Genomic DNA, 24034 nt, shown 5'->3' with positions numbered 1-24034 from the left:
GACGTGACCCGGATGGCCGGTTATGGTGCGGCCTTGTGCGGTTTTTGCACATTTCGATGGCTTCAATCTCAGGTAACCGTTTTTCATGTCCAGTTTTAACTTAACACGTCGCAAATTGCTTCTTGGCGGAACGGCTGCGGCCGGCATGGCGCTGCTGCCCAACGCAGCTATGGCCTCGCTTTCAACGTCGCGTCCTCGCGTGCTGACGCTGAGCAATCTTCACACCGGTGAAACCCTTAAAACTGAGTTTTTTAATGGGAAAAGTTACGATAAGAGCGAGCTGGCTCGTCTGAACCACTTTTTCCGCGATTATCGCGCCAATCTGACGAAAAGCATCGATCCTCATCTCTTCGATCAGATCTATCGCCTGCAGGCGCTGCTGGAGACCCGTAAGCCGATTCAGCTGATTTCCGGCTATCGCTCGCTGGCAACCAACAATATGCTGCGTGAAAGCGGCCCGGGCGTGGCGAAGCACAGCTACCACACCAAAGGTCAGGCGATGGATTTTCACATCGAAGGCATTGCGCTGAATAACATTCGCAAAGCGGCCTTAACAATGCGCGCCGGTGGTGTAGGATATTATCCTCGCAGCAACTTCGTTCATATTGATACCGGGCCGGTACGGCACTGGTAACGACGCCGGCAACGCTGCGTGCGCCGGTCATGGAGCGTTATGAACTACCACATTATTCCTGTTACCGCCTTTGCGCAGAACTGTTCGGTTATCTGGTGCGAGGCGACGCGCGACGCCGCCCTGGTCGATCCGGGCGGCGATGCGGCGACCATTATCGAAACGCTCCAGCAGCTTAATCTTACTCCTCGCCAGATTTTACTGACGCACGGCCATCTGGATCACGTTGGCGCGGCGGCTGAGCTGGCGGCGCACTATCAGGCGCCGATTGTCGGTCCGCACCGCCTGGACGCCTTTTGGCTGGAAGCGCTGCCGACGCAGAGCCGGATGTTTGGTCTGGCGGAGTGCGCGCCCTTTACGCCGGATCGCTGGCTGGAAGAGGGCGACAGCGTACAGGTCGGCGACGTCGAGCTGACGATCCTGCATACGCCAGGCCACACGCCGGGCCATATCGTCTTTTTCGATCGCGCAGGACGCTTGCTGATTTCCGGCGATGTGATTTTTCACGGCGGCGTAGGGCGAACCGACTTCCCGCAGGGCAGCCATCAGGATTTGATCGCCTCGATTAAAGAGAAACTGCTGCCGCTGGGCGACGATATCACCTTCGTGCCCGGCCACGGCGGTATCTCGACGCTGGGGCGCGAGCGTATCAGCAACCCCTTTCTGCAATAAAAAATGGGCCGTCGCGGCCCATTCTGTTTGCTGACGCGCGTCTCAGCGCGACGCTTCCCGCACAGGCGCGGGAAGCGTGGCTGACTTACAGCACCGCGACAATCGCCTCGCACAGCGCCGACATATTATCCGGCGTCATGCCCGCCACGTTAACCCGGCCCGAATTCACCGCATAGACGGCAAACTCGTCACGCAGGCGGATCACCTGATCTTTGGTCAGGCCGCTAAAAGAGAACATGCCGTTCTGCTGAATAATAAAGCTGAAGTCGCGCGTGGCGCCTTTCTCCGCCAGGGTATTCACAAACAGCTGACGCATGCGCTGGATGCGCTGGCGCATATCGGCCAGCTCCTGCTCCCAGATAGTGCGCAGCGCCTGATTGCTGAGTATGGTCGCTACCACCGCGGCACCGTGCGCCGGCGGGTTAGAGTAGTTGGCGCGAATGGTGTATTTCACCTGGCTGAAGGCGGTATCTGCGGTAGCCGCATCGGCCGCCACCAGGGTAATGGCGCCGACGCGCTCGTTGTATAAGCCGAAGTTCTTGGAGTATGAGCTGGCGACAATCAGCTCCTGATGCGAGGCGGCGAAAATACGCAGTCCTTCCGCATCTTCATTCAGGCCGCGCGCAAAGCCCTGATAGGCGAAGTCGAACAGCGGCAGCCATCCTTTCGCCTGTGAGAGCTGCGCCAGCTGGCTCCACTGTTCCGCCGTCGGATCGATGCCGGTCGGGTTATGGCAGCAGCCGTGGAACAGCACCACGTCGCCTGCTTTGGCTTCCTGCAGGGCGGCCAGCATGCCGTCGAAGTCGAGCTGATGATTTTCCGCATCGTACCAGGCGTATTCGCACACTTCCAGGCCCGCCGCGTTAAAGACGTTTTTGTGGTTCGGCCAGCTCGGGTTGCTTACCCAGACGCGCTTAACGGCTGTCTGCGTGGCGAGAAAATCTGCCGCGACGCGCAGCGCGCCGGTGCCGCCAGGGGTCTGCGCGGTGCGCGCGCGGCCAGCGGCGATCAGCGGGTTCTCTGCGCCAAACAGCAGCTCCTGGGTACAGCGCCCAAAATCGGCCAGGCCATCAATGCTGAGGTAGTTTTTGGTGGTTTCGTTTTCCAGCAGATACTGCTCGGCTTTTTTTACGCTGGTGAGCACCGGCGTATTGCCGGTTTCGTCTTTATAAACGCCGATGCCAAGGTTAATTTTGTGCGGGCGGTCGTCAGCGCGAAACAGATCGGCCAGCCCAAGAATAGGATCGGCGGGTGCCGCAGAGATAGATTCAAACATGAGTCGTGTCCAGTAGCGTGAACTTTAACGAAATGAGCCTTCAGGTTAACGTCAGCGCTGCGCATTGCCAACCGTTTACGCAAAAAAACGTCGCCGGGCGTCGGAGAGTGCGCTGGCTGCGGAAAAGATAAGGAGGGCGCGGCTATGCGGCGAATAGCAGGCATAAAAAAAACGGAGCCGAAGCTCCGTTTTTTCTGCGACAGGTAACTTAGAACTGGTAAACCAGGCCTACTGCTACGGTGTCGTCGGTGTTCAGACCCAGCGCGTTGTTGTCGTCGAGCTGGTTGATCTGGTAGTCAGCATAGACTGACATGTTTTTGTTGAAGTAGTAGGTTGCGCCCACGTCGATGTATTTAACCAGGTCGGTATCGCCCACGCCTTCGATGTCTTTGCCTTTAGACTGTACGTAGGCAATAGACGGACGCAGACCGAAGTCGAACTGATACTGTGCAACCAGCTCGATGTTCTGCGCTTTGTTGGCGAAGCCAGTAGTGGTGAAGGTTGAGCCGTTTGCCAGCGTACCTGTTGCCGTTACCGGAGTAGAGTTACGGGTTTCACCGTACATTGCCGCCAGGTAAATGTTGTTCGCGTCATATTTGATCGCGGTAGCCCAGTTCTCAGCACGCTTGCCAGCGCCCTGACCTGTGGTGGTAGTAACGCTATTACCGCCAACTGCAGCAGGAGGAGTAACGGTAGTTTTCGCGCCCGCAGCCTGGCTGTCGGTACGATCGCTGCTGCTGTATGCGCCTACGATGCCCAGGCCAATCGGCGAGGTGTAGGAGGTTGACAGGCCCCAGCCGTCGCCGTTAGCGCGACGATCGTTATCTGAACGCTCGTTTTTGCCCTGATACTGTGCCGCGAAGTCCCAGCCGTCTACCAGGCCGAAGAAGTTCTTGTTGCGGTAGGTCAGCAGGCCGGTGCTACGACCGTTCATGAAGTTGTCTGAGTAGCCAGAGTCGCCGCCGAATTCTGGCAGCATATCGGTCCAGCCGATGGCGTCGTAGACAACGCCGTAGTTACGACCGTAGTCGATTGAACCCGCGTCGCCGAATTTCAGACCGGCGAAGCCCAGACGGGTACGGTTGCCGTCCTGCGCGTCAGAGCCTTCAGAGTTGTTGGCCTGAACGTTATATTCCCACTGGCCGTAACCGGTCAGCTGGTCGTTGATCTGAGTTTCACCCTTGAAGCCGAAGCGAACATAAGTTTTATCGCCATCGTTATCAGTATTATCAGAGAAATAGTGCAGACCAACAGCCTTGCCGTACAGGTCCAGCTTATTGCCGTCTTTATTATAAATTTCTGCTGCGTTTGCTGCGCCGGCAGCTAACAGAGCAGGGATAACCACTGCAAGAATGTTGCGCTTCATCATTATTTATTACCCTCATTGGAGTTTATTCGGACACCTGCCACTGCCGTCAAGAAACCGTTACGGAACCCTGAGAGAAGTTTGGTGTCTTCCTGTGTCTGCACGCATCTTTCCATCCCGAAGCAGGATATGCCACACTGAAAATGCTACTAAACTCGTAATCTGGTTTCTAAAAGAAAATTTGTATTACAAAATGTAAATATCGGGGAACTTTGTGAGAGAACTCAAAATTTACAAAAATAAAAAAAGGCCGGCAGTGCCGACCTCGTTATATATATGAATTTCTTATAATTAATAGATTATTTTAGAAATTTGCATTGCGCGGGGTGCGTGGGAAAGGGATAACGTCCCTTACATTTTGTACGCCGGTGACATAGGCGATTAAACGTTCAAAGCCTAAACCGAAGCCAGAATGCGGCACGGTGCCGTAGCGACGCAGATCGCGATACCACCAGTAATCTTCTTTATTCAGCCCCATCTCTTCCATACGCGCGTCCAGCACGTCGAGACGCTCTTCACGCTGCGAACCGCCGATAATTTCGCCGATGCCCGGCGCCAGCACGTCCATCGCCGCCACGGTTTTGTTATCTTCGTTAAGGCGCATATAGAACGCTTTGATCTCTTTCGGGTAGTTTTTCACCACCACAGGCGCTTTAAAGTGCTGCTCGGCCAGATAGCGCTCGTGCTCGGAAGAGAGATCGATGCCCCAGGAGACCGGGTTTTCAAAGGTCTGACCGCAGTTTTCCAGAATGGTGATGGCGTCGGTGTAGTCTACCTGCGCGAAGTCGGTGGAGATAAAGCGCTCCAGACGATCGACCGCCTCTTTATCCACGCGCTCGGCAAAGAAGGCCATATCGTCGGCGCGTTCGTCCAGCACCGCTTTAAATACATATTTCAGCATCGCCTCGGCGAGCGCGGCGGCGTCATCCAGCGTGGCGAAGGCGATTTCCGGCTCCAGCATCCAGAATTCCGCGAGGTGACGGCTGGTGTTGGAGTTTTCCGCGCGGAAGGTCGGGCCGAAAGTGTAGATTTTCGACAGGGCGCAGGCGTAGGTTTCGCCGTTCAGCTGGCCAGAAACGGTCAGGAAGGCCTCTTTGCCGAAGAAATCTTCGTTGAAGTCGACGGCGCCCTGCGGCGTGCGCGGCAGGTTTTCCAGATCCAGCGTCGAAACGCGGAACATTTCGCCGGCGCCTTCGGTGTCCGAGGCGGTAATCAGCGGGGTCGATACCCAGAAATAGCCGTTCTCGTGGAAGAAGCGGTGCAGCGCCTGTGCCAGGGTATGTCGCACGCGCGCCACGGCGCCGATCAGGTTGGTGCGCGGACGCAGGTGCGCCACTTCGCGCAGATATTCGATGCTGTGACGCTTTGCCGCCATCGGATAGGTGTCGGGATCGTCGACCCAGCCGGTCACTTCCACGCGGGTCGCCTGGATTTCAAACGCCTGGCCCTGGCCCGGCGAGGCCACCACGGTGCCGGTCACGATCACGGAGCAGCCGGTGGTCAGGTGCAGAACCTCGTCCTGATAATTATTCAGAGAATTATTCACAACGGCCTGAACGGGATTAAAGCAGGAACCGTCATAAACGGCGACGAAGGAAAGACCGGCTTTTGAATCTCTTCGGGTACGCACCCAACCACGTACGGTGACTTCACTGTCAACCGCGACGCGACCGTGCAGTACGTCCGCTACAGGCACTACGCTCATAAATATCTCTCTATATAGAAGAAGTGAGTTTAAACAATCTCCCCACACCGGGGTGTTGCTATGTTACTTGCGAGTCGCAAGGAAACAAGCAAAATCCGGCGGGACGGCAGATTTATTACAGCAGAAGCGGGGCGCATCAACGCCCCGATAACGCGAGGATTAGCTGGCTTTTTTAACCAGTGGCAGATCGAAAGCTTTGCGCAGGGCGCGGACAAAGGCCTGATCCTGACAGATGGTTTTGCCTGGACTGTCAGACAGTTTCGCCACCGGCTTGCCGTTGCACTCTACCAGTTTGATCACGATATTGAGCGGCCTGACGCCGGGTATATCGCAGGTCAGGCGGGTGCCGATGCCAAAGACGACGTTGGTGCGCTGGCCGAAGTGACGATAGAGCGCCAGCGCCTTATCCAGATCGAGATTGTCGGAAAAGACCAGGGTTTTGCTGTGCGGATCGATGCCCAGCTTTTCATAGTGGCCCAGCGCCTTTTCGCCCCACTCGACGGGGTCCCCTGAATCGTGGCGTAGTCCCTGATAGCGACTGGCGAAATTGACGCCGAAGTCGCGCAGGAAGGCGTCCATCGCGATGCAGTCGGTGAGCGCGATGCCCAACTGTCCGTCATACTCGTCGAGCCACGCCTGCAGCGCCGCACGCTGGCTGTTGGCCAGCACCGGGCTAATCTGCTGAAAAGCCTGAAACCATTCGTGCGCCTGGGTGCCGACCGGCGTCAGCGCCAGGCGGCGTGCCAGATCGTAGTTGCTGGTGCCGATTAGCCAGGGGAAGTCCTGCTTCAGGGTGGCGACGATGGCCTGCTGCACCTCCTGCGAGAAACGGCGGCGGGTGCCGAAATCCATCAGGCGAAAGCGCGACATATCGATGTCGGCGACGTCGCGGCGGAAAGCGCTCAGCTTCTGCTGCAGATGGTCGACCGCCTGCTGCGCGCTCACCAGCGGCGAGCGGTGACGATGCACCACTTCGCTGATCAGCGCCAGCAGCGGCACCTCCCATAAAATCACTTCGCGCCAGGGCCCGGTGATGCGAATAGCGAGATGGCCATCGCGGTTGCGCACCTGCACCTGGTCGGGGTTATAACGAAAATCGCGCAGCCAGTTAAGGTAGTCGGCGTGGAAGAAGGGCAGGCTAGAGAGATACGTATGTTCGTCATCGGTCAGCGCTAGCGTCTGCATGGCGTTAATGGCCTCGCGAATCTCGTTCGCATAGAGACCGAGCAGATCGTCGCCGCGGCAACGAAACTCAGCCGCCACCGTGACATCGTGATAACGGTGGAATACGGCTTGCTGCATATGAAGCTTGTAGGCGTCAGTATCCAGCAGGGAGGTCAGTATCGGGGAAGCATGTCCTGTCATGGTGCGTTTCAGCATCCTGTTCGGCGGCGCAGAGCCCGGTGTGTGAGAGTCATAAAGACGCAGGAGTATAAATCAGTAACTGCGACCGATCACAGCATATTTCAAGCCCGCAGGTCGAGGTTAAAACGTGCCGTTGTTAATGAATTGTAGCTATTTACGCCGCGATGCGCATTGTGCATGGCAAGCTAAAGGCAACGCGCTTAGACTTTGGCGGTAAACCTATAACAATGCGAGACGGAATATGACGCAACAGCACCACATTAAATATCGCCACGACTATCGTGCGCCGGATTACACCATCACCGACATCGACCTGACCTTTGCGCTCGACGCCGCGACGACGCGCGTCACCGCCGTCAGTCAGGTTAAACGTCTCGGCGACGCGCAGGCTGAGCTGCGCCTCGATGGCGAAGCGTTAACCCTGATCGCCATTGAAGTGGATGGCTTGCCGTGGAGCGCGTACCGTCAGGAAGAGGGCGCGCTGGTGCTGAGCCAGCTGCCGGAGCAGTTTCAGCTTAAGATCGTCAACGATATCCATCCTGATAAAAATACCGCGCTGGAAGGGCTTTATCAGTCTGGGGAAGCGCTCTGTACCCAGTGCGAAGCCGAAGGTTTCCGCCATATTACCTGGTATCTGGACCGCCCGGACGTGCTGGCGCGCTTCACCACTACCATTATCGCCGACGAGGCGCGCTACCCCTATCTGCTCTCCAACGGCAACCGCATCGACGGCGGCAAAGCGGAGCAGGGCAAGCACTGGGTGAAATGGCAGGATCCCTTCCCGAAACCCTGCTATCTCTTTGCGCTGGTGGCGGGCGATTTCGACGTGCTGCGCGACAGTTTCAAAACCCGTTCCGGCCGCGACGTGGCGCTGGAGATCTTCGTCGATCGCGGCAACCTGGATCGCGCCGACTGGGCGATGACCTCGCTGAAAAACAGCATGAAGTGGGATGAGGAGCGCTTCGGCCTCGAGTACGATCTCGACATCTTTATGATTGTCGCCGTCGACTTCTTCAATATGGGCGCGATGGAGAACAAAGGCCTGAACGTCTTTAACGCCAAATATGTGCTGGCGAAGGCGGAAACCGCGACCGACAAAGACTATCTCGGCATCGAAGCGGTAATCGGCCATGAATACTTTCACAACTGGACCGGCAACCGCGTCACCTGCCGCGACTGGTTCCAGCTCAGCCTGAAAGAGGGGCTGACGGTATTCCGCGATCAGGAGTTCAGCTCCGATCTCGGCTCGCGCGCGGTCAACCGCATCGATAACGTGCGCGTGATGCGCGGCGCGCAGTTCGCCGAGGACGCCAGCCCGATGGCGCACCCGATCCGCCCGGATCAGGTGATGGAGATGAATAACTTCTATACCCTGACCGTTTACGAAAAGGGATCGGAAGTGATCCGCATGATGCACACGCTGCTCGGCGAAGAGAACTTCCAGAAAGGCATGCAGCTCTACTTTGAGCGCCACGACGGCAGTGCGGCGACCTGCGACGACTTCGTGCAGGCGATGGAAGATGCCTCGAATGTCGATCTGTCGCAGTTCCGCCGCTGGTACAGCCAGAGCGGCACGCCAGTGCTGACGGTGCGCGATGACTACAACCCCGAGCTGGAGCAGTACACGCTGCACGTCACGCAGCACACGCCGCCGACCGCCGACCAGAAAGAGAAGCTGCCGCTGCATATTCCGCTCGATATCGAACTCTATGACGGCGAAGGCAAGGTGATTCCGCTGCAGCATAACGGCCATCCGGTGCATCATGTGCTGAACGTGACCGAGGAGTTCCAGACCTTTATCTTCGATAACGTCTACTTCCAGCCGGTGCCGTCGCTGCTGCGCGAATTCTCCGCGCCGGTGAAGCTGGATTATAAATGGAGCGATGCTCAGCTCACCTTCCTGATGCGCCATGCGCGCAACGACTTTGCACGCTGGGATGCGGCGCAGAGTCTGCTGGCCACCTATATCCGCCTTAACGTGGCGCGCCATCAGCAGGGCCAGCCGCTGTCGCTGCCGCTGCACGTTGCCGACGCTTTCCGCGCGGTGCTGCTGGACGAAGGGCGCGATCCGGCGCTGACCGCGCAGATTCTGACGCTGCCGGGCGAGAACGAGATTGCCGAGCTGTTCGAGGTGATCGATCCGCAGGCGATTACGGTGGTGCGCGAGGCGCTGGTGCGCACGCTGGCCACCGAGCTGGCGGACGAGTTTTATGCCGTCTACAACGCTAATCAGCAGGGCGAGTACCGCATCGAGCACGATGCGATGGGGCAGCGCGCGCTGAAGAATATCTGCCTGTACTATCTGGCCTTTGGCGAAACAACGCTGGCGGACAGGCTGGTGCAGACGCAGTATCAGCAGGCGAACAATATGACGGACGCGCTGGCGGCGCTGGCGTCGTCGGTGGCGGCACAGCTGCCGTGCCGCGGCGCGCTGCTGGCGCACTACGACGAGCGCTGGCATCGCGATGGCCTGGTCATGGATAAATGGTTAATGCTGCAGGCCACCAGCCCGTCGCCGGACGTCTTGCAGAAGGTGCGCGAGCTGCTGCATCATCGCTCGTTCACCATGAGCAACCCTAACCGCATCCGCGCGCTGATCGGCGCGTTCGTCTCCGGCAACCCGGCAGCGTTCCACGCCAAAGACGGCAGCGGCTATCAGTTCCTGGTGGAGATGCTGACCGATCTTAATACCCGCAACCCGCAGGTGGCGGCGCGTATGATCGAGCCGCTGATTCGCCTGAAGCGCTACGACGCCGACCGTCAGGCGCTGATGCGTCAGACGCTGGAAACGCTGCAGGGGCTGGATAAGCTGTCGGGCGATCTTTATGAGAAGATTACCCGCGCGCTGAACGCTTAAATGGCAAAGGCGGGAAATATTCCCGCCTTACAGGCCGCAGAAAAGTATAAAACGCGGGTAGCAGAGACCGGAGAGCAAAGCGTCCCGCGACAGGGATGTCGCGGGACGAGCGCGCAAGGATGCCTTGAGCGACTTTGCGATCGGTCCCTGCTACCCGCGTTGTCATCTGATCCCGGTGTTACCAACTCTTTTTAGCGCTGGTGGGCGTAGCGCGCCGGCTGCTCGCTTTCGCTGCGGCGCATCACGCGATCCAGCACCTCCGCCTCCAGCTCCGCCAGCCTGACCGACCCGCGACGGCGCGGACGCGGCAAATCCACCAGCAAATCGAGCCCAATCTGACCCTCTTCGATCAGCAGCACGCGATCCGCCATCGCGACGGCCTCGCTGACGTCATGCGTAACCAGCAGTACGGTAAAATGGTGCTGCTGCCATAACGACTCTATCAGCCCCTGCATTTCAATACGCGTCAGCGCGTCAAGCGCGCCGAGCGGCTCGTCGAGCAGCAGCAGACCCGGACGGTGGATCAGCGCGCGCGCCAGCGCCACGCGCTGCTTTTGTCCGCCGGAGAGCGCAGCGGGCCACTCATGGGCGCGCTCCGCCAGCCCCACCGCCTCCAGCGCCTCGAGCGCCGCGCTGCGCCACTCGCGACCCTTCAGGCCGAGACCGACATTATCGATAACCCGCTTCCACGGCAGCAAACGCGCGTCCTGAAACATCAGACGGGTATCTTCGCGCGCGGTGTGCAGCGGCGCGTTGCCCGCCAACAGCTCGCCCTGCGTGGTCTGCTCCAGCCCCGCCAGCAGGCGCAGCAGCGTGCTCTTGCCGCAGCCGCTGCGGCCGACCACCGCGACAAACTGGCCGGAAGGAATATGCAGATCGATATGATTCAGGATGGTGCGGCTGCCGTACTGCTTGCTGACGCCGTTGACGCCGACCGGCGTGCCGGCGTTGAGCCGCGCCGGAGAGAGTGAAGTGCTCATGCGTTCTCCTCCTTCAGTTGCCAGGCTGGATGCCAGCGCAGCCAGATGCGCTCCAGCAGCAGGGCGGCGACATCCGCCAGTTTGCCGAGCAGGGCGTAAAGAATAATCGCCACCACCACCACGTCGGTTTGCAGAAATTCACGCGCGTTCATCGCCAGATAGCCGATGCCCGAATTGGCGGAAATGGTCTCGGCGACGATCAGCGTCAGCCACATCAGGCCGAGCGCGAAACGCACGCCGACCATAATCGAGGGCAGGGCGCCGGGCAGGATCACCTGAATAAACAGGCTCCAGCCCGAAAGGCCGTAGCTGCGCGCCATCTCCACCAGGCCGCGATCGATATTGCGAATGCCGTGGTAGGTATTGAGGTAGATGGGAAACAGCGTGCCGAGCGCCACCAGAAAAATCTTCGCCGCTTCGTCGATGCCGAACCAGAGGATCACCAGCGGGATCAGCGCCAGATGCGGCACGTTGCGCAGCATCTGCACCGAGGTATCGAGCAGGCGCTCGCCAAGGCGCGAGGTGCCGGTGATCAGCCCCAGCATCAGCCCGATGGAGCCGCCGATGCTAAAGCCGATCAGCGCGCGCCAGCCGCTGATGGCGAGGTGCTGCCACAGCTCGCCGCTGGCGGCCAGATGCCAGAAGGTAATGACGATATTTTCCGGCGAGGGCAGAATGCGCGTCGACAGCAGCCCGGTCTGGGAGGCAATTTGCCAGATCGCCACCAGCAGCGCCGGGAAAATCCAGGGCACCAGCTGGTTGGTAATGCGTTTAGTGGTTTTCGCCATGATCTCTCTCTCAGCTCTGCGACACTTTTTGCGGACGGAAATCGTTGGCGACGGTTTCGCCGAATGCCTGCACGTCGCGCGGTTGCGGGATCTGCGGCACCTCCAGGTCGAGATGCGGGAAGAGCAGCTCGCCGACGCGATACGCCTCTTCCAGATGCGGATAGCCGGAAAGAATAAAGGTCTCAATGCCGAGGTCGGCGTACTCCTGCATGCGCGCGGCCACGGTCGGGCCGTCGCCCACCAGCGCGGTGCCGGCGCCGCCGCGCACCAGACCGACGCCCGCCCACAGGTTCGGGCTGATTTCCAGCTGGTCGCGGCGCCCGCTGTGCAGCGCTGCCATGCGCTGCTGGCCTACCGAGTCGGTGCGGGCGAATGCGGCCTGCGCCTTTGCAATGGTGTCGTCGTCGAGATGGGCGATCAGACGATCGGCGGCGCGCCAGGCTTCATCATTGCTTTCGCGAACGATGACGTGCAGACGAATGCCGAAGCGCACCTTGCGTCCCTGCGCCGCCGCTTTGGCGCGCACCTGTTCAATCTTCTCTTTCACCAGCGCCGGCGGCTCGCCCCAGGTGAGGTAGACGTCGACCTGCTCAGCGGCCAGATCCTGCGCGGGTTCAGAAGAGCCGCCGAACCAGAGCGGCGGACGCGGCTGCTGCACCGGGTCGAACAGCAGACGCGCGCCGCGCACCTTGACATATTTGCCGGCGTAATCGACCGTTTCGCCCTCCAGCACGCGACGCCAGACGCGGGTGAACTCCGCCGACTCGACATAGCGCTCGTGGTGATCGAGAAACACGCCGTCGCCCGCCAGTTCTTCGGGATCGCCGCCGGTCACCAGATTAAACAGCGCGCGGCCGTTAGAAAGACGATCCAGCGTCGCGGCCTGGCGCGCCGCCTGGGTCGGCGAAATAACGCCGGGGCGCAGCGCCACCAGAAAACGCAGGCGCTGCGTTACCGGGATCAGCGAGGCGGCGACCAGCCAGGCGTCTTCGCACGAACGGCCGGTCGGGATGAGAACGCCGCCGAAGCCCATGCGGTCTGCGGCCTGCGCGATCTGCTGCAGGTAGGCGTGGTCGACCGGGCGCGCCCCTTCCGAGGTGCCGAGATAGTGTCCGTCGCCGTGCGTCGGAAGAAACCAGAATACGGATAAGCTCATTATTCGCTCCTTACTGAAGTTGGGCGCTGGGATGCCAGATGCGATCGGCGATCGTCAGTTTGACCGGCACCAGGTGGCTGGAATAGAACAGATCGGCGGTATGCTGCTGCGCCGCTGCGGTTTGCGCGCTGACCGGCGAAATACGGGTCGGCGGACGGTGATCGAGATAGCTGGCGATAACCGGCTTCGGCAGGCCCATCGCGGCGGCGAGCAGATCGATGCTCCGATCGCGCTGGCTGAGCGTCAGCGCATCCGCCTGGCTAAAGGTATCCAGCATCTGTTGAACGAAGGCGCCGTTCTGCTCGGCGAACTTGCGCGTCGCCAGGTAGAATGAGCCGGTAAGATTGAGCTGGCTGCCGTCGGCCAGCACGCGCACGTTGCCCTGCTGCAGCGCGGCGGAATAGTAAGGATCCCAGATCGCCCAGGCGTCCACGTCGCCCTGCTGGAAGGCGGCGCGCGCGTCGGCGGGCGTCAGATAGATCGGCTGAATATCCTTAAAGCTCAACCCTTCACGCTGCAGGGCGCGCAGCAGCAGGTTGTGCGAGCTGGAGCCTTTCTGAAAGGCGACTTTCTTGCCTTTCAGGTCGGCGACGCTTTTCAGCGGGCTGTTCTTTGCCACCAGAATCACTTCAGCCTGCGGCTTAGGCGGCTCCGAGCCGACGTAAAGCAGATCGGCGCCCGCCGCCTGGGCGAACAGCGGCGGTATATCGCCGGTGCTGCCGAGGTCGATGCTGTCGACGTTTAGCGCCTCCAGCATCTGCGGACCGGCGGGAAATTCGATCCACTGAATTTTGGTGTCGGGGAAGCGCTGCTCCAGTAGCCGGTGCGATTTGGCCAGCACCATGCTGACGGAACCTTTCTGGTAGCCGATGCGAATCTGCGCGGGCGCCTCCGCCGCCTGCGTTTGCAGGCTTAACATGGCAAGTGCGGCGAGTAGCCAGCCGGTGATGCTCTTCATGTCGGTTTCTTCCTTTAAACAGCCTGTGCCAGAGGTTTGTGATGGCGGGTCAGCGCCAGCCAGAACGCCTCAACCGCCTCATCCAGTCGGCGCGCCAGCGCCGCCTGCAGCTCGGGCTGGCGATCGTAGTGGGTAATCTGATGATCTTCGGCAAACACACCGTGCAGGATCTCCTGCGCCTTTAGCGCGTTCAGCACCGGTTTCAGGGCGTAATCGACCGCGAGCATATGGGCCACGCTGCCGCCGCTGGCCAACGGCAACACCACTTTGTGCTCCAGGGCGCGTTCGGGCAGCAGATCGAGCAGGGTTTTCAGCGCGCCTGAGAAAGAAGCCTTATAGACCGGCGTGGCGACGATCACGCCGTCGGCGGCAAGCAAATCTTCGCGCAGCGCCAGCAGCGCCGGGGCATCGAAACGCGCGTTAATGAGATCGTCTGGCTGAAAGTTCTGGATATTCCAGGGGATCACCTCAACGCCGCGCGCTTCCAGCGCGCGCTGGCACAGGGTAAGCAGCGAGGTCGAACGTGACGGGAAACGCGGGCTGCCAGCTAGCGTAATAACTCGCATCGTTACTCCTTATAACTGAAAGTTATTGATTAGCTATTGTTGAGAACTGATGCTCACATCCTGACAGAGAGGGGGGGAGGGCTTAAATGATTTATCCGGCAATCGAAAGGCGAAAAGCGCAAAACGCACAGCGTTATTAATGAAAGCCTCGCCGGAAGCGGCAGCACAGAGTTCCGAATAATCCTAAAAGGCTGGCACAGATCCAGAGGCATTGTTTATGCCGACTTAACAAATAGCAGCAAAAGTATCTGCGAATTCTCTGCCGCAGACTTATTAATCAGACCTGCGCGCAGAGTTATTTATTTGCTGCAACCCCTTTTACGCGGCATAAAGGCGGGAGAGCTAATCATGCCGCCTCTGTCAGGGGATCGCAGGCGCTATTATCGGAATATCGCCATGCCGATAACCGGCGCCGGGGAGAGGCAACTTTCGCTAAGTGATAATAAAGCTATCAGACTGAAACGCTTTGTGACCTTTTTCTCTTCTAAAAGCGCTGAGGGTTTAGCCAGAAAAGTTACATGATGTTAAGCAAAAACCACGCTTTGCCTCTGACACTTTACCTGGCGTGATAGATTACGCGCTGAGCGCGAGTCTGAATAAATCGCTGGCCCTGTTAATAGAAAAAAGCTTCTGCCTATACTATTCCACCACGAGAGACTTACTGCTTAGGTCTCGTTTAATTCTTTCTGCGCCATGCTTTAACACAACCTTAATATTTGTGTAACGCTCGTGCCTTTTCTTTTAATCGACCCAGAGAAAGATGTATGGCAAAGACGCTGCTATCAGTCATTATTCCCACGTATAACGTGGAGAAATATATAGTCGAATGTGTCGACTCCTTGTTGCGTCAGATTGACGCGCCGACAGAAATTATCATTGTTAACGACAGCTCAACCGATGGCACCCTGGCGCTGGTAGAGCAGAAATATGGTCACCAGCCGCAGGTTCGCGTTATTACCACGCCCAACGGCGGCGCGGGCAAAGCGCGCGATACCGGCATCGACGCCGCGCAAGGGGAGTTTGTCTTCTTCTGCGACCCGGACGATATCGTGCCGGAAGGCTTCGTAGCAGAGCTGCAGCAGGTTACCGCTGCGCACCCTGAGATTGATCTCTTTTGCTTTAATTCGCAGATGTTCGAAGATGGCCGGGAAAATCAGACCCGTCCTAAAGTGCGCCACGACCAATTCGGTCTGCAGTCGCCGCAGCAGGTTTTGTCGCGCCTGTTGAATAATGGCTCCTATACCTCCGCCGCCTGGAACTACGCGGTGAAAAGAAGCCTGATTACGCAGCACGGCCTGCGTTTTGTCGACCGGGTACATGAAGATCATAAATTTACGCTGTCGGTATTCGTTCACGCCACGCATGCCTGGGTAAGCCAGCACGTTTACTATCGCCAGCGCGTACGCAGCGGCTCGCTCACCAACAGTCGCAAAGACGACGACTATTTCCTGCAGCGTTATAACGCCTTTATGCAGACCTACGGCATACTCAAGCATAATTTAGATCATTCGCCGCTGAAGACGCAGCTGGAGAAAGCCTATTTAATGCACTCTTTTCGCCTGATGATTTATCTGTCGCTCTACAACGGCACGCCGGTGCCGGAATATGTCAATAATGCGATTCGCTTTATGGGCGGCAAATTTAAGCCGGTCAACGCTAAAGAGTGGCTGCTTATTAATCGCCCGCGCATGTTTATCCTGCTGCAAAAATACAAAGTTACAAAAGAGCTGAAAAAAGCCGCCTGACTTTTCGCTCGCATCGAAATGCCTGCTTACCGGACGATTCGCCGCGGATAAATATTATTTCACCCTCTGACTTTTCCCGCGGCAGGTCAGATTAAAGCTGGCGCGCAGCGCCAGAGATAAATTTAAGACTATGTCTGGTAGGCAGGTCTGATGATGTGTGCCACGCTTGTGGCCTCCGAGAAAACTGCCCAGATACAATCATACTTATGTCAATTAAACGTAACGCGATCGCCAATTATGTCGGTCAGATATACCTGACGCTGTCAGGCATTCTGGTCGTGCCGCTCTATATTCAACATCTCGGGATGGAAGCTTACGGGCTAGTGGGTTTTTTCTCGATTCTGTTAACCTGGCTCCAGCTGCTCGACGCCGGCGTATCGACCACGCTGATGCGCGAAGCGGCGCGCTATCGCGCCAATCAGGCGGAATTTATCTGGTTCCCGGCGCTCTTCTCCGCGCTGTCGAAATTCTTTCTTATCTCCACGGTGATTCTGGTGGTGATCGGCTGGCTGGCGACGCCATGGATCGCCCATAACTGGCTCGACGCGCGCCATCTGCCTTCAGCGGACGTGACGCTCGCTGTCGCTATCATGGTGATTACGGCGGCTATTCGCTGGCGTACCAGCCCCTATCGCAGCGTTATTGTCGGCTTTGAGCATCAGGTATGGCTCAACGGCGTCAACCTGGTCATCGTCACGCTGCGCACCTTCGGCGCGGTGCTGATCATTCAGCTCTTCTCCAATCCGGTGCTGAGCTTCTTTATCTGGCAGCTGGCGGTGTCGATAGCGGAAGCGATCTGCCTGATTGCTAAATCCTATCAGCTGGTGCCTGCCGCCGCGCGTAAACAGAAGCACGAAAACTTAAAGGCGGTGTTAAAACCCTTTATTCGCTTTGCGCTGAGCGCGGCGTTCGCCAGTGCAATCTGGACCTTTATTTCGCAAATCGACCGTCTGGTACTGTCGAAAACCCTGCCGCTGAGCGCCTACGGCTCCTTTACCGTCGTCGCCACCGCGGCTACCGGCATTATCCTGCTCAGCAGCCCGATTATGCAGGCGATCGTGCCGCGCATGACCGGCATTAAAACGCGCAAAGAGGGCGATGCCGAATCTCTGACGCTCTACCGCTACACCACGCAGGCGGTGGCGATCTTTATGGCGCCGCTCAGCATTACTATCGCGATGTTCGCCACGCCGCTGCTCTGGGCCTGGACGCAGAACACGCAGGTCGTGACGGATATGTCGTTCGTGCTTAGCCTCTACGCGCTGGGCAGCGGCGTGCAGGCGATTTGCGGCCTGCTTTACCATCTGCAGTACGTCAACGGCAATCTCAAGCTGCATCTGAAGGGCTTCTCCTGCTTCGCCGTGATCCTGGTTCCGCTCAATATCTGGGCCGCGATTCACTATGGTGCGGAGGGCACCGGCTGGCTGTGGCTGGGCCAGAACGTCTTCTATCTGGCCGGCTGGGCATGGCTGGTGCACCGCCGTTTCGCGCCGGGCATTCACTTTACCTGGCTGACGCGCGACGTGCTGCTGATCTGGGCGGTTGCAGGGCTAATCGCCTGGCTTTGCACCTTCCTGCCAATCGAGTGGAACCAGAACCGCTGGCTTAACCTGCTGTGGCTGGGTTTGATCGGCCTGGTTAACCTTTCAGTCTGCTGTCTGCTGCACAGCCTGGTGATTAAGCGTCTGCTGCCTGCCCGAGCCAAAGCTTTTACTATTGAGGAGCGAGAATGAGCACACGGAACCCTGACAGCCGCGCAGCGACGATCTCTGTTATCGTGCCGAACTGGAACTGCGCGCCCTGGCTGCCGGAAGCGATCGATTCGCTGCTGGGTCAGTCATCTCCGCCGGAGCAGGTGATCGTTATCGACGACGGCTCCACCGACAACAGCGTCGCCCTGCTGGAGGCGCTGGCCGCTCGCCATCCGCAGCTGACGCTGCTGCGCGGCGAGCGCGGCGGGGTCAGCGCGGCACGCACCAAAGGGCTGGAGATCGCCACCGGCGACTTTATCTACTTTATGGACGCCGACGATTTTGTCTCGAAAGATCTCTTCGCCGACTTCCGCAGCGCGCTGGCGCAGCATCCCGAGATGGAGATGTTCTGCTTCGGCGCGCGCATGTTTACTGACAAACCAGTCGCCGAGCGCCAGTATGAGCAATTCCATCAGCGCCACGTCGACGCCGTCCTGCCCGGCGGCGCCGACACGCTGCGCAGCATGATCCCGCACCGTTCGGCCCACCGCACGTTGTGGAGCAGCATTCTCTCGCGGGATCTTATTATGCGCACCGGCGTGCAGTTTCTGCCGATCCAGAACCATGAAGACGCGCCCTATATGTTCGCGCTCTATATGTCGGCGCGGCAGATCGGCTTTACGCGGAAAAGCTACTACAACAAGCGCTTTATGCCGACTTCGCTGTCGCAAGGCAAGGCGACCTTCTCGTGGGTGGAGAACTACTATATCGCCCGCCGCAGCAGCGAAAGCTTCCTGCGCGAGCAGGGATTGCCCCCGGAAGAGAAGCTGCTGGACATCTACTATCAGCCGGTGATGTATGGTTGCCTGATCGAAATCCGCAAAAACAATATTGCGGTGCCCGCCTCCTGGCATACCACCATCGATCAGCTGGTGCGCAAGGTGACGGGCGAAAGCAAACGTCTTAAACTGCTCTGGTACTATCCGACGATTTACAGCGGTCTGCAGGCGTGTCGCCGTCTGGCGCGTTATGCCAGCAAGCGCTGATCGCGATCAATAATCTTGTCCCGTCAGTAATTTACTTTTGCGCCAGAGGCCTTTAACATTCTGGCGCACATTTTCCCGTGCACCCCGACAACTCATCGCTTCCGACCTCCAGGAGAGTGCATGCTTTATCCTATCGTCCGACCTGCGCTGTTTAAGCTCGACCCCGAGCGCGCTCACGAACTCACTTTTCAGCAACTGCGTTTCATCAGCGGCACGCCGCTGGAGGCGCTGATACGTCAGCGTCTTCCTTCCCGTCCGGTGACCTGCATGGGCTTACGGTTTGACAATGCGCTGGGGCTGGCGGCGGGACTGGACAAAAACGCGGAATGCATCGACGCCTTCGGCGCGATGGGGTTCGGCTTCGTGGAGGTCGGTACCGTCACGCCGCGCGCGCAGGCGGGCAACGATAAGCCGCGCATGTTCCGGCTGGTCGAGGCCGAGGGCATTATCAACCGCATGGGCTTTAATAATCTCGGCGTCGATCACCTGGTGGAGAACGTCAAAAAAGCGCGGCTCAAAGGTATTCTCGGCATTAATATCGGCAAAAATAAAGATACGGCGGTGGAAAACGGCAAAGAGGATTACCTCATTTGCATGGAGAAGGTTTATGCGCATGCCGGCTATATCGCGATAAATATCTCCTCGCCAAATACGCCGGGATTGCGTACGCTGCAATATGGCGAAGCGCTCGACGATCTTCTGGCGTCGATTAAAGCCAAACAGAAAGCGCTGGAGCAGCAGCATCTGAAATATGTGCCGGTCGCGGTAAAAATTGCGCCCGATCTTTCTGAAGAAGAATTAATACAAATTGCCGACAGCCTGGTGCGCCATAATATCGACGGCGTGATAGCCACCAATACTACGCTGGATCGCTCGCTGGTCAGCGGCCTGCAATACAGCACGGAATCAGGCGGTCTGAGCGGTCGTCCGGTGCAGTCGCGTAGCACGGCGGTGATCAAGCGGCTGGCGCAGGAGCTGGACGGCGCGCTGCCGATTATCGGCGTTGGCGGTATTGATTCATTAACCGCGGCGCGAGAAAAAATGGCCGCGGGCGCCGCGCTGGTACAGATTTACTCCGGCTTTATTTATAAAGGGCCGGGATTAATAAAAGATATCGTGACCCATCTCTAAGACATTTCTAATAAAACGATGCCGGGGGGTTTATTTCTCACTTCGGCTCGTTTATATTTTTCCCCTGTTGTGCGTATTTTCAGCTTTTTCCCCACAAACAGGGCTTCGCTGAGTCTGTGCAGAGAAACGCGGCGGTTAATGACGAGGCAAATTATGAAAATCAAACCTGACGATAACTGGCGCTGGTATTTTGACGCCGACCATGACCGGATGATGCTGGACCTGGCTGACGGTATGCTTTTCCGCTCTCGCTTTCCCCGCAAAATGTTGACCCCCGACGCCTTCACCCAGACCGGATTCAGCGTTGACGACGCCGCCCTCTACTATACCTTCGAAGAACGCTGCCGACAGAGTTCGCTAAGCGTTAATCAGCGCGCCGAGCTGACGCTCAACGCGCTGGTGGCGAGCCGCTTTCTGAAGCCGCTGATGCCGAAAAGCTGGCATTTTACCGCCTGGACCTGCGTGCTGCAGCCGGAGGCGGGCGACATGGTGGAGGTCACGCTGGCGGAGAATGGCGAACAGGCGCGGCTGCTGGCGGTGGAAAGCGGCGGCAATGCCACCCTCTGCCTGCTGGCGCAGCCTACGCTGACGCTCGCGGGCAAACAGATGGTGTTAGGCGACGCCATTAAAATCATGAACGATCGCCTGCTGCCGCACCATGCGGAGAGTGCGCCGCGCTTCGCTTACGCGGTCTGATTTTCACGCCAGTTCTATATCGCCAGCGGGAATACAGCTGCAGCTCAGAATGGTGCCGTCGTCGCGAATGGCGCTCTTCTTCAGCGCTTTTACCTCTCCCGCAACCAGCGTCACTTTACAGCTGCCGCACAGCCCAGCCCGGCAGGAGTAGGGGATTTTAAAACCCTGCTGCTCTAACTGCTCCAGCAGCACCTGCTGGTTATCGCCCTGAAACTGCTCGCCTTGCCAGGTCACAGAGACCGCCGCCGCCGTTTGCTGCTGCGGCTTAAGGGTTTCGACCACTGCGCCAGGCCCGTAGGCGCGCGGCGTATGGCGCGCCAGCACCTGCACCTCGTCTCCGACGCGAACGATGCCGCTGCCGCGCGCAATCAAATTCAGGCCGAAGTCGATATCGCCGCTGCCGTCCTGCGCGCTGCGGAAGCCCTGCAGGGTTTTTAGCGGCTCGCCGTCTGGATGCTTGCGGCCGCTTTCGGTGCCGACGGTGGTAAAGACGCAGCGGCTGCAGGGTTTGGGCACGTCGAAAATTACACTGCCGATCTGCACCGTTGCCCAGCTGTCTTCATCCCAGGCCGGCGCGCCGCTCACAATCAGGTTGGCGCGAAACTGCTCGGCGCGCACGCTGGCCGGGCAGCGCTGTTGCAGATCCTGCAGCGAGGCGCTGTTAACCAGCAGAAACGGATAGCCGTCGGCAAAACCCAGCGGCACCTCGTTAAAGCGTTTCACCCGGCGCGACGGCTGCGGCCCAACCCAGCGCAGCTGCACCGGACGGGGGAAAAAGGCGCTGAGCCAGGCGTTGATGTCGTCGGGAGCGATGCGCGCGGTAAAATGGTTGCCCCAGACTTCCGTCGGCGCCTCCTGCGCGGCGAAATCGCTGAAGCGGATCGTCGCCTGGCTGCCGTCGGGCGCCTGCAGAGAGAGGCCGTCGGCCAACAGCGCCGGGGTAAAGCGCACCATCTCCGGATACTGGCGCGCGGTAATAAAGGTGCCGTCCAGATCCGTCACCATAAAAATGCGGTCGAAAGCCAGTCCGCTCTCCAGCGCCTGCGCATGGGAAAGGTGTACACCCCGCATCGATTTGACCGGATGAATGAACAGACGGGACAGCGTAAGCATGGCGATCTCCAGAGAAGCGGGCGTGGGCGGCAAAAGAAGCTAACTTTATGATACATGGCGTCGGGACGCTATAGCCTCGTGATCGGCCGGGTGATAGGCGCGTGTAGCTTTCCAACAATGAGGCGTAATTAGGGTATAATGCGCAGCAATTTTCTCAAGAGTAATAGTGACGATATGAATTCTCTCTTTGCCAGTACGGCGCGTGGGCTCGAAGAGCTGTTAAAAAGTGAGCTGGACGCGCTGGGCGCGCAGGATCTGCAGGTGGTACAGGGAGGCGTTCACTTTGAAGCCGATGACCGTACGATGTATCAGAGTCTGCTGTGGAGCCGGCTGGCGTCGCGTATTTTGCTGCCGCTTGGCGAATTTGGCGTCTACAGCGATCTCGATCTCTATGTCGGCGTACAGAGCATCGACTGGACCGAACTGTTCGGCAGTCAGCATACCTTCGTGGTGCACTTCAGCGGCACCAACGAATCGATTCGCAACAGCCAGTTTGGCGCGTTGAAGGTCAAGGACGCGATTGTCGATTCCTTTACCCGTCAGAAGCTACCGCGTCCCAATGTGGATCGCGAGCAGCCGGATATCCGCATCAACGTCTGGCTGAATAAAGATCGCGCCAGCATCGCGCTGGATTTGAGCGGCGACGCGCTGCATCAGCGCGGCTATCGTCAGCAGACCGGCCAGGCGCCGCTCAAGGAGAACCTGGCGGCGGCGATCGTGCTGCGCTCCGGCTGGCAGCCGACCACGCCGCTGCTCGATCCTATGTGCGGCTCTGGCACGCTGCTGATTGAAGCGGCGCTGATCGCCTGCGATCGCGCGCCGGGCCTGCTGCGTAGCCGCTGGGGCTTCACCCATTGGCGTCAGCATAACGACGCGCTGTGGCGCGATGTGAAAAGCGAGGCGCAGCAGCGCGCGCGCGCTGGCACCGCCGCCGCGCAGGCGCGCTTCTTCGGCTACGACAGCGACGGCCGCGTGCTGGAATGGGCGCAGGCTAACGCCCGCCGCGCCGGCGTCGCCGATCTCTTTACCTTCGCGCGTCAGGATGTGCTGCAGCTGAAAAACCCGCTGCCTGGCGAGCAGCGCGGCACGGTATTGAGCAACCCGCCTTACGGCGAACGCCTGGAGAGCGAGCCGGCGCTGATCGCGCTGCACAGCCAGCTTGGCCGCATCATGAAACAGCACTTCGGCGGCTGGACCCTGTCGCTCTTCAGCGGTTCGCCTGAGCTGCTGAGCTGCCTGCAGCTGCGCGCGGAGCGCCAGTTCAAGGCGAAAAACGGCCCTATCGAGTGCGTGCAGAAGAACTATCAGCTGGCGGAAAACAGCAGCGAAAACGGCGCGCAGATCGCCGAGGATTACGCTAACCGCCTGCGTAAAAACATGAAGAAGCTAGAGAAGTGGGCACGTCAGGAAGGTATCGCCTGCTATCGCCTCTATGACGCCGATCTGCCGGAATACAACGTGGCGGTGGATCGCTACGGCGAGTGGGTGGTGGTGCAGGAGTATGCGCCGCCCAAGACCATCGACGCCGCGAAAGCGCGCCAGCGCCTGTTTGACGTTATCGGCGCGACGCTCAGCGTACTGGAGCTGCCCGCCAACCGTCTGGTGCTGAAAACGCGCGAGCGGCAGAAAGGCAAGAATCAGTATCAGAAACTGGGCGAGAAGGGCGATTTCTTCGAAGTGCAGGAGTATAACGCGCGCCTGCTGGTGAACCTGACGGACTACCTGGACACCGGGCTGTTCCTCGACCACCGCATCGCGCGCCAAATGCTCGGCAAAATGAGCAAGGATAAAGATTTCCTCAACCTCTTCTCCTATACCGGCAGCGCCAGCGTGCACGCCGGGCTGGGCGGCGCACGCAGCACCACCACGGTCGACATGTCGCGCACCTATCTGGAGTGGGCGGAGCGCAACCTGCGTCTGAACGGGCTGACCGGCCGTCAGCATCGCCTGATGCAGGCCGACTGCCTGAGCTGGCTGCGCGAGAGCGACGAGACGTTCGATCTGATCTTTATCGATCCGCCGACCTTCTCCAACTCCAAACGCATGGAAGAGGATTTCGACGTGCAGCGCGATCACATTATGCTGATGCGCAACCTGAAACGCCTGCTGCGCGCGGGCGGCACCGTCATGTTCTCCAACAACAAGCGCGGCTTTAAAATGGACCTTGAGGGGCTGGCATCGCTGGGCCTGAAGGCGCAGGACATTACCCAGAAAACCCTGTCGCAGGATTTTGCCCGCAACCGTCAAATTCACAACTGCTGGCTGATTACTCACGCCGGTAAGGAATAAGTT

19 protein-coding genes are annotated in these 24034 nt (G+C 58.9%); 9 read left to right on the top strand and 10 right to left on the bottom strand.

Annotated features, from left to right (window positions below; all coding sequences use genetic code 11):
* Window positions 1–85 precede the first annotated feature (85 nt).
* Together mepK and HA46_RS10360 are read left to right on the top strand one after the other, a co-directional pair.
* Complete coding sequence (mepK, locus tag HA46_RS10365) at window positions 86–634, top strand: peptidoglycan L,D-endopeptidase MepK (protein WP_033751243.1); 549 nt, start codon at window positions 86–88, stop codon at window positions 632–634.
* Between the two features lie 39 nt (window positions 635–673).
* Window positions 674–1303 carry an MBL fold metallo-hydrolase gene (locus HA46_RS10360; RefSeq protein WP_084884078.1) on the top strand — a complete coding sequence of 210 codons (630 nt, stop codon included), beginning with the start codon at window positions 674–676 and terminating at the stop codon, window positions 1301–1303.
* 85 nt (window positions 1304–1388) lie between these two features.
* Here HA46_RS10360 and HA46_RS10355 read toward each other — a convergent pair whose 3' ends face one another.
* The 4 genes from HA46_RS10355 to pncB all read right to left on the bottom strand — a co-directional run bounded on the left by HA46_RS10355 (window position 1389) and on the right by pncB (window position 7015).
* Window positions 1389–2579, bottom strand: coding sequence for an amino acid aminotransferase (locus HA46_RS10355; RefSeq protein ID WP_084884076.1), 1191 nt, complete (start codon window positions 2577–2579; stop codon window positions 1389–1391).
* 208 nt (window positions 2580–2787) lie between these two features.
* Window positions 2788–3948, bottom strand: a complete 1161-nt coding sequence (gene ompF / locus HA46_RS10350) for a porin OmpF (RefSeq protein WP_033789304.1) — start codon at window positions 3946–3948, stop codon at window positions 2788–2790.
* A gap of 301 nt (window positions 3949–4249) precedes the next feature.
* A complete protein-coding gene (gene asnS, locus HA46_RS10345) occupies window positions 4250–5650 on the bottom strand; it encodes an asparagine--tRNA ligase (protein WP_033789306.1) in 1401 nt (466 codons plus the stop codon).
* Window positions 5651–5809: 159 nt separating this feature from the next.
* The gene (pncB, locus tag HA46_RS10340; protein ID WP_084884112.1) at window positions 5810–7015 is read right to left on the bottom strand and encodes a nicotinate phosphoribosyltransferase; all 1206 of its coding nucleotides are present in this window, start codon (window positions 7013–7015) and stop codon (window positions 5810–5812) included.
* 241 nt (window positions 7016–7256) lie between these two features.
* Here pncB and pepN point away from each other — a divergent pair, with 241 nt between their 5' ends.
* Window positions 7257–9872 (top strand): aminopeptidase N, encoded by a 2616-nt coding sequence (pepN, locus tag HA46_RS10335; RefSeq protein WP_084884074.1) that lies wholly within the window; start codon window positions 7257–7259, stop codon window positions 9870–9872.
* A 191-nt stretch (window positions 9873–10063) separates the two neighbouring features.
* Here the strand turns inward: pepN and ssuB are convergent, their stop codons facing one another.
* The 5 genes from ssuB to ssuE are packed head-to-tail and all read right to left on the bottom strand — an operon-like array spanning window position 10064 to window position 14320.
* A complete protein-coding gene (gene ssuB / locus HA46_RS10330; protein WP_033789312.1) occupies window positions 10064–10852 on the bottom strand; it encodes an aliphatic sulfonates ABC transporter ATP-binding protein in 789 nt (262 codons plus the stop codon).
* Window positions 10849–11640, bottom strand: coding sequence for an aliphatic sulfonate ABC transporter permease SsuC (gene ssuC, locus HA46_RS10325; protein ID WP_084884071.1), 792 nt, complete (start codon window positions 11638–11640; stop codon window positions 10849–10851). The genes ssuB and ssuC overlap by 4 nt, the downstream gene beginning before the upstream one ends.
* 10 nt (window positions 11641–11650) lie before the next feature.
* Window positions 11651–12796, bottom strand: coding sequence for an FMNH2-dependent alkanesulfonate monooxygenase (gene ssuD / locus HA46_RS10320; protein ID WP_084884070.1), 1146 nt, complete (start codon window positions 12794–12796; stop codon window positions 11651–11653).
* Between the two features lie 10 nt (window positions 12797–12806).
* The gene (locus HA46_RS10315) at window positions 12807–13754 is read right to left on the bottom strand and encodes a sulfonate ABC transporter substrate-binding protein (protein WP_084884065.1); all 948 of its coding nucleotides are present in this window, start codon (window positions 13752–13754) and stop codon (window positions 12807–12809) included.
* A gap of 14 nt (window positions 13755–13768) precedes the next feature.
* Window positions 13769–14320, bottom strand: coding sequence for an NADPH-dependent FMN reductase (gene ssuE / locus HA46_RS10310; protein WP_033789321.1), 552 nt, complete (start codon window positions 14318–14320; stop codon window positions 13769–13771).
* 764 nt (window positions 14321–15084) lie between these two features.
* On the opposite strand from ssuE, the gene HA46_RS10305 reads away from it, so the two are divergent.
* The 5 genes from HA46_RS10305 to HA46_RS10285 all read left to right on the top strand — a co-directional run bounded on the left by HA46_RS10305 (window position 15085) and on the right by HA46_RS10285 (window position 20629).
* Window positions 15085–16065, top strand: a complete 981-nt coding sequence (locus HA46_RS10305; RefSeq protein ID WP_084884063.1) for a glycosyltransferase family 2 protein — start codon at window positions 15085–15087, stop codon at window positions 16063–16065.
* Between the two features lie 206 nt (window positions 16066–16271).
* Window positions 16272–17798 (top strand): lipopolysaccharide biosynthesis protein, encoded by a 1527-nt coding sequence (locus HA46_RS10300; RefSeq protein WP_033789324.1) that lies wholly within the window; start codon window positions 16272–16274, stop codon window positions 17796–17798.
* Window positions 17795–18802, top strand: a complete 1008-nt coding sequence (locus HA46_RS10295) for a glycosyltransferase family 2 protein (RefSeq protein WP_033789326.1) — start codon at window positions 17795–17797, stop codon at window positions 18800–18802. The genes HA46_RS10300 and HA46_RS10295 overlap by 4 nt, the downstream gene beginning before the upstream one ends.
* Before the next feature lie 120 nt (window positions 18803–18922).
* Window positions 18923–19933 (top strand): quinone-dependent dihydroorotate dehydrogenase, encoded by a 1011-nt coding sequence (gene pyrD / locus HA46_RS10290; protein WP_084884060.1) that lies wholly within the window; start codon window positions 18923–18925, stop codon window positions 19931–19933.
* A gap of 153 nt (window positions 19934–20086) precedes the next feature.
* A complete protein-coding gene (locus HA46_RS10285) occupies window positions 20087–20629 on the top strand; it encodes a cell division protein ZapC (protein ID WP_033751204.1) in 543 nt (180 codons plus the stop codon).
* A 3-nt stretch (window positions 20630–20632) separates the two neighbouring features.
* On the opposite strand, the gene HA46_RS10280 is transcribed toward HA46_RS10285, so the two are convergent.
* Window positions 20633–21742 carry a YcbX family protein gene (locus tag HA46_RS10280; protein WP_084884058.1) on the bottom strand — a complete coding sequence of 370 codons (1110 nt, stop codon included), beginning with the start codon at window positions 21740–21742 and terminating at the stop codon, window positions 20633–20635.
* Between the two features lie 174 nt (window positions 21743–21916).
* Here HA46_RS10280 and rlmKL point away from each other — a divergent pair, with 174 nt between their 5' ends.
* Complete coding sequence (rlmKL, locus tag HA46_RS10275) at window positions 21917–24031, top strand: bifunctional 23S rRNA (guanine(2069)-N(7))-methyltransferase RlmK/23S rRNA (guanine(2445)-N(2))-methyltransferase RlmL (protein ID WP_084884056.1); 2115 nt, start codon at window positions 21917–21919, stop codon at window positions 24029–24031.
* Window positions 24032–24034 lie beyond the last annotated feature (3 nt).

Origin of the sequence: Pantoea septica, assembly GCF_002095575.1 — a bacterium.
In the GTDB taxonomy this organism is placed as follows: domain Bacteria; phylum Pseudomonadota; class Gammaproteobacteria; order Enterobacterales; family Enterobacteriaceae; genus Pantoea; species Pantoea septica.
The sequence above is the reverse complement of the archived record's forward strand: the minus strand, read 5'-3'. Positions and strand labels throughout refer to the sequence as shown.